Here is a 12514-nt window from a genome sequence, read left to right on the forward strand (position 1 = left end):
AAATATAGACCTAAATTCGGGCTGCATGGGCGCGATATTTGGGGTTGCATCAAGACGGGAAACTGCGCCTTCAAGCCGCCAGCATTTCCTTCGCATGCCGCCGCGTGGTCGCGGTAATCTCCAGCCCGCCCAGCATGCGCGCGACTTCTTCCACCCGGCCGCCCCGGTCGAGCGGCGTGACGGCCGAAACCGTACCGCCGTTGCCGTCGCCGGACTTCGCCACCTGGAAGTGGTGATCGCCGCGCGCCGCGACCTGCGGCAAGTGCGTGACGCACAGCACCTGGCGCGCGCGCCCGAGCTGGTGCAGCAAACGCCCGACCACTTCGGCCACGCCGCCGCCGATGCCCGTATCGACCTCGTCGAAGATCAGCGTGGGCGTGGGGCTCGCCGCGCTCGCGATCACGGCGAGTGCGAGGCTGATGCGCGCGAGTTCGCCGCCCGAGGCGATCTTCGCGAGCGGGCGCAGCGGCACGCCGGCATGGCCCGCCACGCGGAATTCGATCTGCTCCAGACCGTGCGCGCTCCCGATCGGCTCGCCAGTCGAGCTGCTGCCAAGCGCCACGAGCGCGACTTCGAAGCTGCCGCCCGCCATCGACAGTTCCTGCATGCCCTGCGTAACCGCCGCGCCGAGCGCCTTCGCCGCCTTGGCGCGCGCCTTCGAAAGCTGGCGCGCCTGCACGAGATACGCCTCCTGCGCCTTCTGCTCGGCGGCGCGCAGGCCGTCGAGATCGGACGCGGCGTCGAGCGCCGTGAGCTGCTGGCGGCGTGCCGCGTGTTCCTCGGGCAGCGTCTCTGCCGGCAGGCGGAACTTGCGCGCCGTCGAATGCAGCGCGTCGAGGCGCCGTTCAACCTGCGCGAGATGTTGCGGATCGAGATCGAGACGCTGCGCGTAGTGCGAGAGCGAGTACGCCGCTTCCTGAATCTGGATTGTGGCCGGTTCGAGCGCGGCGAGCGCGTCGTTGAGTTCGGCGTCGACCTCGGCGAGGCTACGTAGCTTCGAGACGATCGAGTTCAGCTGCGAAAGCATCGCCTCGTCGGATTCGGATAGTGCCGCGAGCGCGCCTTGCACGCCTTCGATCAGGCTGGCCGAGTTCGAAAGCCGCACGTGCTCCGCGTTCACTTCTTCCCATTCGCCCGGTTGCGGCGCGAGCTTGTCGAGTTCGGCGAGCTGCCACGCGAGGCGCTCACGCTCGAGTTGCAGCTCGCGGTCGCGCGACATGGCGCTTTGCACCGCGAGACGGGCGTCGCGCGCCTCGCGCCACGCGCGCGTGACGGTGGCTGCGAGATCCGTGAGGCCTGCGTGCGTGTCGAACAGTTCGCGCTGTGCGTCGGGGCGCATGAGCAGTTGGTGCGCGTGCTGGCCGTGGATGTCCACGAGCATTTCGCCCAGTTCGCGCAGCTGCGCGAGCGTGGCGGGCGTCCCGTTGATGAAAGCGCGTGAGCGTCCGCCGCTATCCACCACGCGGCGCATCATGACGGTCTGCTCGCCGTCCCCGTTCGTGAGCGCCTGCTCGTCGAGCCAAAGCGCCGCATGCGCCGGCACGTCGAACTCGGCGGTGATGTCGGCGCGGCTCTCGCCCGTGCGCACGACGCTCGCGTCGGCGCGCGTGCCGAGCGTGAGTGCGAGGGCGTCGATCAGGATCGACTTGCCCGCGCCCGTTTCGCCGGAAAACACGGTGAAGCCGCTGTCGAATTCGAGGTCGAGCGCGGCGACGATCACGAAGTCGCGAATCGAGAGATGGCGAAGCATGGCGTCTGGTTGTGCTTTTTTGGTTGGCTTTGATTACCGTGGGACGACTGGCGGCGTGGCAACTGCGTGGCAACGAACCCGCGCGCTTCACGCGAAGACGCGGGTTTAGTCGTCCGGATCACCCTGCAGCGAAGGGTGCTCGTTCCAGTGCAGCTTTTTGCGCAGCGTGCGGAAGTAGCTGTAGCCGACCGGGTGCAGGAAGGGCACGGTGTGGCGCGAGCGGCGCACCTCGATCACGTCGTTCAGCTCCAGCGCCGTGAACGACTGCATGTCGAAGTTCACGTTGACGTCGCGGCCCGCCACGATCTGGATGCTCACCTTGGAGTCGTCGGGCAGCACGATCGGGCGGTTCGAGAGCGCGTGCGGCGCGATCGGCACGAGCACGATGCCTTGCAGCTGCGGATGCAGGATCGGCCCCTGCGACGAGAGCGCGTAGGCGGTCGAGCCGGTGGGTGTCGCGACGATCAGGCCGTCCGAGCGCTGGTTGTACATGAAGCGGCCATCCACGTTCACGCGCAGTTCGGCCATGCCCGAAAAGCCGCTACGGTTCACGACCACGTCGTTGAAGGCAAGCGCGTGATAGATCGGGTCGCCGTCGCGCGTGATGCGCGACTCCAGCAGCGACCGCTCTTCGCGCTCGAACGAGCCCGCGAGCAGTTGCGGCACGACCTCCTGCATCTCGGAGAACGCGATGTCGGTAATGAAGCCGAGACGCCCATGGTTGATGCCGATGAGCGGCGTGCGGTAGGGCGCGAGCTGGCGGCCGATGCCGAGCATCGTGCCGTCGCCGCCGAGCACGACGGCCACGTCCGCGCGCGCGCCGATTTCGGCGGGCTGCAGCGCGGGATAGCCTTGCGCGCCGATTTCCTCTGCGGTCTGCGCTTCGAACACGACCTCGAAGCCGCGCTTCGAAATGGTCTGGGCGAGCGCCGTCAGCGGCTCGGCGATGCCTGGCGTATTGCTGCGCCCAACGAGCGCAACAGTCTTGAACTGGCTCTGGATCTTCTGGATCTGCATGCCGGCATTACACCATAGTCACGTCGCGAAAAGAACCTGGCGCAGACCGGGGCAGGCCCGCCGGGCCTTGCGCGTCGCGCCTTCCAGCCCGAAGCCGGTGACACGGCGATGACAAGGCGCACGGTGTCGCGCGAAACACCAGGCCGCCGCGCCCCGAGCCGCGGGGGCCGGTCTGGCGGCGCACTCGCGGCCAACCCGCCGTTAGGCTAAAATTTAGAGTCATGCTAGATCCCCGCGCACAAACCCTCCTCAAGACGCTGATCGAGCGCTACATCGCCGAAGGTCAGCCGGTCGGCTCGCGCACGCTGTCGCGCTATTCCGGCCTGGAGTTGAGCCCGGCGACGATCCGCAACGTCATGTCGGACCTCGAGGAACTGGGTCTCGTGTCCAGCCCGCATACCTCGGCCGGACGTGTGCCCACGCCGCGCGGCTACCGCCTGTTCGTCGACACCATGCTCACCGTCGAGCCCGGCTCCGACGACGACGCGCTCACGCGCGCCGTGAAAACCACGCTGCGCCCCGGCGAGCCGCAGAAAGTGGTGGCGGCGGCCGCCAGCGTGCTCTCGAACCTCTCGCAGTTCGCCGGCGTGGTGCTGACGCCCCGGCGCAGCCACGTGTTCAAGCAGATCGAGTTCATGCGCCTGTCCGACAAGCGCATCCTGCTGATCATCGTGACGCCCGAGGGCGACGTACAGAACCGCATCATGGCGACGCAGCGCGACTTCACGCCTTCCGAGCTCATCGAAGCCTCGAATTACATCAACGCGCACTTCGCGGGCCTCTCGTTCGACGAGGTGCGCCGCCGCCTGCGCGACGAAATCGACGCGCTGCGCGGCGACATGACCACGCTCATGCACGCGGCCGTGACCGCGAGCACCGAAGAGCCCGAAGGCGGCGACACCTTGCTCATTTCCGGCGAGCGCAATCTGCTCGAAGTGGCCGATCTTTCCTCGGACATGGCGCGCCTGCGCAAGCTCTTCGACGTGTTCGACCAGAAAACCAGCCTCCTGCAGTTGCTCGACGTCTCGAGCCACGCGCAGGGCGTGCAAATCTTCATTGGCGGCGAGTCGCAACTCGTGCCGATCGAGGAAATGAGCGTGGTGACGGCCCCCTACGAGGTGAACGGCAAGATCGTCGGCACGCTCGGCGTGATCGGGCCGACGCGCATGGCGTACAACAGGGTGATCCCGATCGTCGACATCACCGCGCGCCTGCTCTCGCTCACGCTCAGCCAGAACTGAGCGCCGCATCGGGCATCGGGCACACCTGCCTTCCTGACGATCATCCCCGAAAGCAGTGCCGCGCGCCATCGGCCGAATGGCCAACGAGTGGCCAAAGAATGGACAACGCCAGGCGACCCGCGCCGACGCAGGCCGGTTTGGCCCGCCAGGACCGCCCGCTATAATGCTTGTTTCGTGCAACCGTTGCTGCGCACTCGCGCGGCGCCACTGATCGCCTATGCGTTTCGACCTGGAGCGGCCTTCGCAGTCCGCCGCGGCGCATCGCGTCGCCGTGCTGCTCATCAACCTGGGCACGCCGGACGCGCCCACGCCGCGCGCTGTGCGCCGCTATCTCGCGCAGTTTCTCTCCGATCCGCGCGTGGTCGAGATTCCGGCGCCGATCTGGCAGGTCATCCTGCGCGCGCTGATCCTGCCGTTTCGTGGCCGTTCGTCGGCGAAGAAGTACGCTGCGGTCTGGACGCCCGAGGGCTCGCCGCTGCGCGTGCACACGCAAAAGCAGGCCGAAGGCCTGCGCCATCTGCTGCAGATCAACGACTACACGGTCCTCGTCGACTACGCGATGCGCTACGGCACGCCCGACATCCCGGCGATGCTGAACCAGCTCAAGCTGGCGGGCGCGGAACGCATCCTGCTCATGCCGATGTATCCGCAGTACTCGGCGTCGACCACGGCCACGGCGTTCGACGCGGCCTTCGTCGCGTTGCGCCGCATGCGCAACCAGCCGGAAATCCGCACGGTGCGCGGCTATCACGACCATCCGGCGTATATTGCGGCGCTCGCGGCTCAGGTGCATCAGTACTGGCACGCGCACGGCAAGCCCAATTTCGCGGCGGGCGACCGCCTCGTGCTGAGCTTTCACGGCGTCCCAAGCCGCACGCTCGATCTGGGCGACCCGTACCACGACCAGTGCCAGCAAACGGCCGCGCTGCTCACGCACGCGCTGGAGCTGACGCCGGTCGAATGCCGGGTGACCTTCCAGTCGCGCTTTGGGCGGGCGCAGTGGCTCCAGCCGTACACGGCGCCCACGCTGCGGGAACTGGGCGCGGGCGGCGTGCGCCGCGCAGATGTGTTCTGCCCCGGTTTCACGGCGGATTGCCTTGAAACCATCGAGGAAATCGGCATGGAAGTGCGCGACGAATTCCTGCACGGCGGCGGCAAGGAATTCCACCGCATCCCTTGTCTGAACGCTTCGCATGCGTGGATCGCGGCGCTGGGCGAGATCGTTGCGCAACACCTGCAGGGCTGGCCCGTGCAGGCCGCGACGCCGGCTGGCGCAGCGGCCTGATTCAGCGGATTCACCCAGCGAACTGAGCGGCGCATCCGGAAAGCTTCTGATGAACTACAAGATTTCGACTGAACCTGGCGCGCGGCTGCGCATCGACAAATGGCTATGGGCGGCGCGCTTCTTCAAGACGCGCTCGCTCGCCTCGGACGCCGTGGGCAAGGGCCGCGTGCGCATTGCCGGCGACGTCGTGAAGGCGTCGAAGGACGTGCGCGTGGGCGACCTCGTCGAAATCGAGATCGAGCACGTGGTGTGGGAAGTGCAAGTGCTGGGAATTTGCGAGGTGCGCGGCCCCGCCAGCATCGCGCAAACGCTCTATGCGGAAACCGAGGCCGGGCGCGAGAAGCGCGCGGCGGAGCAGGACCGGCGCCGGCTCTTTCGCGAACCGGCTGCCGTGTTGCAAGGCAGGCCGACCAAGCGCGACCGCCGCACTATCGACAAATTTTCGCGTGAGGATTGAAGAGCGCTTCCATCGTAGCGTGCACGCCCCCGTATTCCGTCGTGTTTTCGTTCACGGCGCCCGACATGCAGATGGTCGTGGTTCCGGCGATGAGTACCAGCGCGACCACCGATATGGCAAAGGTCAGTTTCACGGTACTCCCCTTGGGATCGCAGCAAAACAGCCAGTTTCGAGGCCCGGTCAGCGCTTTTATGTGCGGCAATGCCGCTGAAAAAATTTGCTGAGCGCAGGCCCATTCGGTGCGGTGCCGGGCTCAGGGTAAACGCGCCACGAGCAGCACCTGTTCCTGAGTGTAGGTCAGGGATGTCCCTTACTCAATTTCATTTTTGCCGCGCTGCGGTAATGGTTGTAACGGGCAGTTTCGCGGCTTTGACCTCTGTATAAAAAAGCCGCGCGAGCCCCTTGAAACAAGCGATCCGGCACCCATGTGCTGTCGCAATGTACAAAGCCTCTGTCGCGCCGCTGCAACGGCGGTCGGCGCAGCAGTGAGGGCCGCGAAGTGGCGCCCGACGCTTTGTTCCTTTTTTCACTATTCAACGACGTTCAGCGACATGGAAAACACGCAAGAGAACCCGACGAGCCAGAACCCCACGCCCGCGGACGAGGCGTCGCAAGCAGCAGCCCAGCCGCAAGCGGCTGACGCGGCCGAGCAGGCAGCCCAAGGCGGCGTGGACCAGAACGCTGCGGCGCTTGCCGAAGCCGCCCTCGCCGAAGCCCAGGCCAAGATCGCCGAATTGCAGGACGCATTCGTGCGCGCCAAGGCCGAGACGGAGAACGTCCGCCGCCGCGCGCAGGAAGATGTCACCAAGGCGCACAAGTTCGCCATCGAAAACTTCGCCGAGCACCTGCTGCCGGTGATGGACAGCCTCGAAGCCGCGCTCGCCCATAACTCGGACGACCTCGCCAAGGTCAACGAAGGTGTCGAGCTCACGCTCAAGCAACTGACCGGCGCGCTCGAGAAGGGCAAGGTCCTCGCCATCAACCCCGTGGGCGAGAAGTTCGACCCGCACCGTCATCAGGCCATCTCGATGGTGCCGTCCGAGCAGGAAGCGAACACGGTGGTCAGCGTGCTGCAAAAGGGCTATGTGATCGCCGAACGCGTGCTGCGTCCGGCGCTCGTGACCGTTTCGGCACCGAAGTAAGAGAACTGTAAGAAGCGCGGCGGCCTGAAGGCACAAAAAGGCATCAAGGGCGCCAAAAAGGCCCCGCGATTGAAAAAAATGATGGAACGCATAGCCCAAACCCCTTGAAATTGCCGTAACGGCACTTATTTGGGCAGCAGTTCCGTATTGAAGTGGACGCCAGCCGCGCACAAGGGAAAACGCGGCACGAGCATGCAGTTACCTGCGCAGCGCGAAAGCGGCGTCCGCACAGCGACCAAATTCTGGAGATTTGACAAAAATGGGCAAAATCATCGGTATCGACCTCGGCACCACCAACTCGTGCGTGGCGCTGATGGAAGGCAATCAGGTCAAGGTGATCGAGAACTCGGAAGGCGCCCGTACGACGCCTTCGATCATCGCCTACATGGACGACAACGAAGTGCTGGTCGGCGCACCGGCCAAGCGCCAGTCGGTCACCAACCCTAAGAACACGCTGTACGCAGTCAAGCGCCTGATCGGCCGCCGCTTCGAAGAGAAGGAAGTGCAGAAGGACATCGGCCTGATGCCCTACAAGATCGTCAAGCACGACAACGGCGACGCCTGGGTCGAAGCGCATGGCTCGAAGCTCGCGCCGTCGCAGGTTTCGGCTGAAGTGCTGCGCAAGATGAAGAAGACCGCTGAAGACTACCTCGGCGAGCCGGTCACCGAAGCCGTGATCACGGTTCCCGCGTACTTCAACGACAGCCAGCGTCAAGCCACCAAGGACGCGGGCCGTATCGCCGGCCTGGAAGTCAAGCGCATCATCAACGAGCCGACGGCAGCCGCACTCGCGTTCGGTCTGGACAAGGCCGAAAAGGGTGACCGCAAGATTGCCGTGTTCGACCTGGGCGGCGGCACGTTCGACATCTCGATCATCGAAATCGCAGACGTTGACGGCGAAATGCAGTTCGAAGTGCTCTCGACCAACGGCGACACGTTCCTCGGCGGCGAAGACTTCGACCAGCGCATCATCGATTACATCATCGGCGAGTTCAAGAAGGAGCAGGGCGTCGACCTCTCGAAGGACGTGCTCGCGCTGCAACGCCTGAAGGAAGCCGCTGAAAAGGCCAAGATCGAACTGTCGTCGGGCCAGCAGACCGAAATCAACCTGCCGTACATCACGGCGGACGCTTCGGGTCCGAAGCACTTGAACCTGAAGATCACGCGCGCCAAGCTGGAAGCGCTGGTCGAAGAGCTGATCGAGCGCACCATCGAGCCGTGCCGCGTCGCGATCAAGGACGCAGGCGTGAAGGTTAGCGACATCGACGACGTGATTCTCGTCGGCGGCCAGACGCGTATGCCGAAGGTGCAGGAAAAGGTGAAGGAGTTCTTCGGCAAGGACCCGCGCCGTGACGTGAACCCGGACGAAGCTGTGGCCGTTGGCGCCGCGATCCAGGGCCAGGTTCTGTCGGGTGACCGCAAGGACGTGCTGCTGCTCGACGTGACTCCGCTCTCGCTCGGCATCGAGACGCTCGGCGGCGTGATGACGAAGATGATCAACAAGAACACCACGATCCCGACGAAGCACGCTCAGGTGTACTCGACGGCGGACGACAGCCAGTCGGCCGTGACGATCAAGGTGTTCCAGGGCGAGCGCGAAATGGCAGCGGGCAACAAGCTGCTGGGCGAGTTCAACCTCGAAGGCATTCCGCCCGCACCGCGTGGCGTGCCGCAGATCGAAGTGACCTTCGACATCGACGCGAACGGCATTCTGCACGTGGGCGCGAAGGACAAGGCCACGGGCAAGGAAAACAAGATCACCATCAAGGCGAACTCGGGTCTGTCGGAAGCCGAAATCGAGAAGATGGTGAAGGACGCCGAAGCGAACGCGGAAGAAGATCACCGTCTGCGTGAGTTGGCCGACGCGCGCAACCAGGGCGACGCACTGGTTCACAGCACGAAGAAGGCCGTGGCCGAGTACGGCGACAAGATCGACGCCAGCGAGAAGGAAAAGATCGAAGCCGCACTGAAGGACCTCGAAGAAACGCTGAAGAGCTCGTCGGCCGACAAGGCGACGGTCGAGGCGAAGGTCGAGGCGCTGTCGGCAGCGTCGCAGAAGCTCGGCGAAAAGATGTACGCCGACATGCAGGCGCAGCAAGCCGGCGCGGCGGGTGCAGCGGGTGCGGGTGCCGCAGGCGCCGGTGCTGCCGAGCAAGGCGCGCAGAACAACGCCGACGACGTGGTCGACGCCGAGTTCAAGGAAGTCAAGAAGGACTAAGTCGGTTCGTGGCGGTCATGACCGTTCTGCCTGATCAGCGAACGGTCGTGGCGCTACGAAAGCGGCCGCATCGGTTACGATGCGTGTCAGCGTTGCAGCGCCTGGCGAGCCATCCGGCTCTCCGGGCACATTTGTTTTATGGAGGCCGTTCTCTTTCAGGGGCCGCCGCGGCGTGAGAATCGCTCGTGCGGATGTTCGAAGGAACGGCATACGGGTCACGAGATCCAGCATTCAAGAGGAGCCGGCGCGCGCCGTGAGGCGCGAGGTCGGCGTTGAACCGATATGGCGAAACGGGATTACTACGAGGTTCTGGGCGTCGCGAAGAACGCGAGCGACGACGAAATCAAGAAGGCGTATCGCAAGCTCGCGATGAAGTACCACCCCGACCGCAATCCGGACAACAAGGATGCGGAAGAGCATTTCAAGGAGGCCAAAGAGGCCTACGAGATGCTGTCGGACTCGCAAAAGCGCGCGGCATACGACCAGTACGGCCACGCGGGTGTCGATCCGAACATGGGTGGCGCGGGCGCGCAGGGCTTCGGCGGTTTCGCGGACGCTTTCGGCGACATCTTCGGCGATATCTTTGGCCAGGCAGCCGGCGGTCAGCGCGGCGGTCAGCGCGGCGGCCCGCAGGTGTATCGCGGCGCGGACCTGCGCTACAGCATGGAAATCACGCTGGAGCAGGCAGCGCACGGCTACGAGACGCAAATTCGCGTGCCCGGCTGGAGCGGCTGTGAAGTCTGTCACGGCTCGGGCGCGAAGCCCGGCACGAAGCCCGAAACCTGCCCGACCTGTCATGGTTCGGGTTCGGTGCGCATGTCGCAGGGCTTTTTCAGCATTCAGCAGACCTGCCCGAAGTGCCACGGCACCGGTTCCTACATTCCTGAGCCTTGCACGAACTGTCACGGCGCGGGGAAGGTGAAGGAAACCAAGACGCTCGAAGTGAAGATTCCGGCGGGCATCGATGACGGCATGCGCATCCGCTCGGCCGGCAACGGTGAGCCTGGCATCAACGGCGGGCCGTCGGGCGATCTGTACGTCGAGATTCACATCAAGCAGCACGCGGTGTTCGAGCGCGACGGCGACGACCTCCACTGCCAGATGCCGATTCCGTTCACCACGGCGGCGCTGGGCGGCGAGATCGAAGTGCCGACGCTGGCAGGCCGCGCGAGCTTTACGGTGCCCGAAGGCACGCAGTCGGGCAAGACGTTCCGTCTGCGCGGCAAGGGCATCAAGGGTCTGCGATCGAGCATCGCCGGCGATCTGTACGTGCACGTGCTGGTGGAAACGCCGATCAAGCTCACCGATCACCAGCGCGAACTGCTCCAGCAATTCGAAAAGTCGCTCGTGGAAGGCGGTTCGCGCCACAGCCCGCAAAGCAAAAGCTGGTTCGACCGCGTGAAGAGCTTCTTCGACTGATGCGCCTTTGCGGCGCCATCACGCAGAAGCACGTAGATAGCAGGTAGTTAGCGCAATGGCAGTCAATCCTGGCGGCGCGGTTTTCGCGCTGCTCGACGACGGCGACTCGACGGCGCACAGCCGCTCGAGCCGCCTCTACACGGGGTTCGTGCGCGAGCTTGCATGCGAGCGCGCGGCGGATCTCGACGCGGTGTGTTCGCAGGTGAACGCCGAACTGAGCGCGGGACTTCATGCGCTCGTGATCGGCGACTACGAGTTCGGGCGCGCGCTCGAATTCGCAAAGCACGGCACAGCCTCATCCATCGAAACGCAGCACGGCCACGCCGCGCTGCGTTTTTTATTGTTCGAACGCTGCGAAAAGCGCTCGCGCGAAGAGGTCGATGCATGGCTCGCGGCGCAGGAGGGCAATGAAGCGCCCGCGCCAGCAGGCGTGGCGGGCGTGACGATCGGTGTCGATCGCGAGCGCTTCGAGCAGGACATCGCCGCCGTGCAGGACGCCTTGCGCGCGGGCGACTCGTATCAGATCAACTACACCTACCGGCTCGGCTTCGAGGCGTATGGTTCGCCGCTCGCGCTATACAGGCGCTTGCGCGAGCGTCAGCGCGTGCGTTACGGCGCGCTGATCGCGTTGCCGGGCGAGCGCTGGGTGCTCTCGTGTTCGCCGGAGCTATTCGTGGAGAAGCGCGGAAAAACGTTGCGCGCGAAACCCATGAAGGGCACGGCCGCGCGTTGCGCCGATGCGCAGCAAGACGCCGCCGCCGCGCGCTTTCTCGCGAACGATCCCAAGAATCGCGCCGAAAACGTGATGATCGTCGACTTGCTGCGCAACGACCTCTCGCGCGTCGCGCAAACAGGATCGGTGCGCGTGCCGGCGCTCTTTAGCGTGGAGCCCTACGCATCCGTCTGGCAGATGACCTCGACCGTGGAAGCGACGCTGCGCGAAGGCACGACATTCGCCGACGCCATGCGCGCGCTCTTTCCGTGCGGGTCGATCACGGGTGCGCCCAAGCACCGGACGATGGAGTTGATCGATGCGCTCGAGCATGCGCCGCGCGGCCTGTATACGGGCACGATAGGCTGGCTCGAAGCGCCCTCGGCGGGCGAGACCTGCGGCGACTTTTGTCTCTCAGTCGTGATCCGCACGTTGACACTCGATGCGCCCGCCAGGGGCGCGGGAGCCACGCGGCGCGGCGAGATGGGCGTGGGCGCGGGCATCGTGCTCGACAGCGTGGCCGCCGACGAATACGAGGAGTGCCGTTTGAAAGCCCGTTTTCTGACCGATGCCGATCCAGGCATCGAATGCTTCGAAACGATGTATGCAACGCGCGCTGGCGGCGTGCGCCACCTGGAGCGCCATCTCACACGGCTCGCGGCGAGTGCTGCGTGGCTCGGTTTCCCGTGCGATGTCGAGGCTTTGCGCGCGCGCATTGACGATACCTGCGCCACGTTTGCAGACGATCACGCGCCACACCGTGTGCGCCTCGCGCTCGGCAAGAGCGGGGCGGCCACGCTCACGAGCGCGCCGCTCACCGCGCTTGCGCACGATACCGTAGGCGTGCTGCTCGCGCCAGACCACGGCTTCTCACCGGTCGAATCCGCCGACGCGCTGTTGCTGCGCAAGACCACGCGCCGCGCCGAATTTGATCGCGCATGGCGTGAGGCCGAAGCGCTGGGCGGCTTCGACATGCTGTTCTTCAACGAGCGCGGCGAGCTGACCGAAGGCGGCCGGTCGAACATCTTCGTGAAGCTCGACGGCAAGTGGTTCACGCCACCGCTCGCCTCGGGCGTGCTGCCGGGCGTGATGCGCGGTGTGCTGCTCGACGACGCAGCGTTCGGCGCGCAGGAGCGCGTGCTCACGCGCGACGACGTGCTTATCGCAGAGGCCTTGATGCTGACGAACGCGCTGCGCGGTGCGGTGCCAGCGCGGCTGATTCAGTGAAGCGACCGTAGAACGCGCCACATAAAAAAACGCGCTCCATTTGGAG

Annotated in this window: 10 protein-coding genes; 8 read left to right on the forward strand and 2 right to left on the reverse strand. The window is 65.2% G+C overall.

Annotated features, from left to right (window positions below):
• Positions 1 to 70: 70 nt before the first annotated feature.
• Positions 71 to 1750, reverse strand: a complete 1680-nt coding sequence (gene recN / locus L0U83_RS02350; protein ID WP_233880117.1) for a DNA repair protein RecN — start codon at positions 1748 to 1750, stop codon at positions 71 to 73.
• A gap of 105 nt (positions 1751 to 1855) precedes the next feature.
• Complete coding sequence (locus L0U83_RS02355; RefSeq protein WP_233880119.1) at positions 1856 to 2767, reverse strand: NAD kinase; 912 nt, start codon at positions 2765 to 2767, stop codon at positions 1856 to 1858.
• A 221-nt stretch (positions 2768 to 2988) separates the two neighbouring features.
• Between L0U83_RS02355 and hrcA the strand changes: the two genes are divergently transcribed.
• From hrcA to pabB, 8 genes are all read left to right on the forward strand, one after another.
• Positions 2989 to 4008 (forward strand): heat-inducible transcriptional repressor HrcA, encoded by a 1020-nt coding sequence (hrcA, locus tag L0U83_RS02360; protein ID WP_233880121.1) that lies wholly within the window; start codon positions 2989 to 2991, stop codon positions 4006 to 4008.
• Between the two features lie 217 nt (positions 4009 to 4225).
• Positions 4226 to 5293 (forward strand): ferrochelatase, encoded by a 1068-nt coding sequence (gene hemH, locus L0U83_RS02365; protein WP_233880128.1) that lies wholly within the window; start codon positions 4226 to 4228, stop codon positions 5291 to 5293.
• A 49-nt stretch (positions 5294 to 5342) separates the two neighbouring features.
• Entirely contained in the window at positions 5343 to 5750 is a 408-nt protein-coding gene (locus L0U83_RS02370; RefSeq protein WP_233880130.1) for an RNA-binding S4 domain-containing protein, read from the forward strand.
• A 65-nt stretch (positions 5751 to 5815) separates the two neighbouring features.
• Complete coding sequence (locus L0U83_RS02375) at positions 5816 to 5974, forward strand: hypothetical protein (RefSeq protein ID WP_233883946.1); 159 nt, start codon at positions 5816 to 5818, stop codon at positions 5972 to 5974.
• A 327-nt stretch (positions 5975 to 6301) separates the two neighbouring features.
• Entirely contained in the window at positions 6302 to 6892 is a 591-nt protein-coding gene (gene grpE, locus L0U83_RS02380; RefSeq protein WP_233880132.1) for a nucleotide exchange factor GrpE, read from the forward strand.
• Positions 6893 to 7151: 259 nt separating this feature from the next.
• On the forward strand, positions 7152 to 9110 hold the full coding sequence (dnaK, locus tag L0U83_RS02385; protein WP_233880140.1) for a molecular chaperone DnaK: 1959 nt from the start codon (positions 7152 to 7154) through the stop codon (positions 9108 to 9110).
• Between the two features lie 282 nt (positions 9111 to 9392).
• Complete coding sequence (gene dnaJ, locus L0U83_RS02390; protein WP_233880142.1) at positions 9393 to 10529, forward strand: molecular chaperone DnaJ; 1137 nt, start codon at positions 9393 to 9395, stop codon at positions 10527 to 10529.
• 55 nt (positions 10530 to 10584) lie between these two features.
• Positions 10585 to 12468, forward strand: a complete 1884-nt coding sequence (gene pabB / locus L0U83_RS02395; RefSeq protein WP_233880144.1) for an aminodeoxychorismate synthase component I — start codon at positions 10585 to 10587, stop codon at positions 12466 to 12468.
• The last annotated feature ends 46 nt before the right edge of the window (positions 12469 to 12514 follow it).

The organism is Paraburkholderia flagellata (assembly GCF_021390645.1).
GTDB classification, from domain to species: Bacteria; Pseudomonadota; Gammaproteobacteria; order Burkholderiales; family Burkholderiaceae; genus Paraburkholderia; species Paraburkholderia flagellata.

Bases quoted from the DNA above. Each gene is read 5' to 3' on its own strand.
- recN (WP_233880117.1), bottom strand. From the start codon at position 1,750: ATGCTTCGCCATCTCTCGATTCGCGACTTCGTGATCGTCGCCGCGCTC.
- L0U83_RS02355 (WP_233880119.1), bottom strand. From the start codon at position 2,767: ATGCAGATCCAGAAGATCCAGAGCCAGTTCAAGACTGTTGCGCTCGTT.
- hrcA (WP_233880121.1), top strand. From the start codon at position 2,989: ATGCTAGATCCCCGCGCACAAACCCTCCTCAAGACGCTGATCGAGCGC.
- hemH (WP_233880128.1), top strand. From the start codon at position 4,226: ATGCGTTTCGACCTGGAGCGGCCTTCGCAGTCCGCCGCGGCGCATCGC.
- L0U83_RS02370 (WP_233880130.1), top strand. From the start codon at position 5,343: ATGAACTACAAGATTTCGACTGAACCTGGCGCGCGGCTGCGCATCGAC.
- L0U83_RS02375 (WP_233883946.1), top strand. From the start codon at position 5,816: ATGCAGATGGTCGTGGTTCCGGCGATGAGTACCAGCGCGACCACCGAT.
- grpE (WP_233880132.1), top strand. From the start codon at position 6,302: ATGGAAAACACGCAAGAGAACCCGACGAGCCAGAACCCCACGCCCGCG.
- dnaK (WP_233880140.1), top strand. From the start codon at position 7,152: ATGGGCAAAATCATCGGTATCGACCTCGGCACCACCAACTCGTGCGTG.
- dnaJ (WP_233880142.1), top strand. From the start codon at position 9,393: ATGGCGAAACGGGATTACTACGAGGTTCTGGGCGTCGCGAAGAACGCG.
- pabB (WP_233880144.1), top strand. From the start codon at position 10,585: ATGGCAGTCAATCCTGGCGGCGCGGTTTTCGCGCTGCTCGACGACGGC.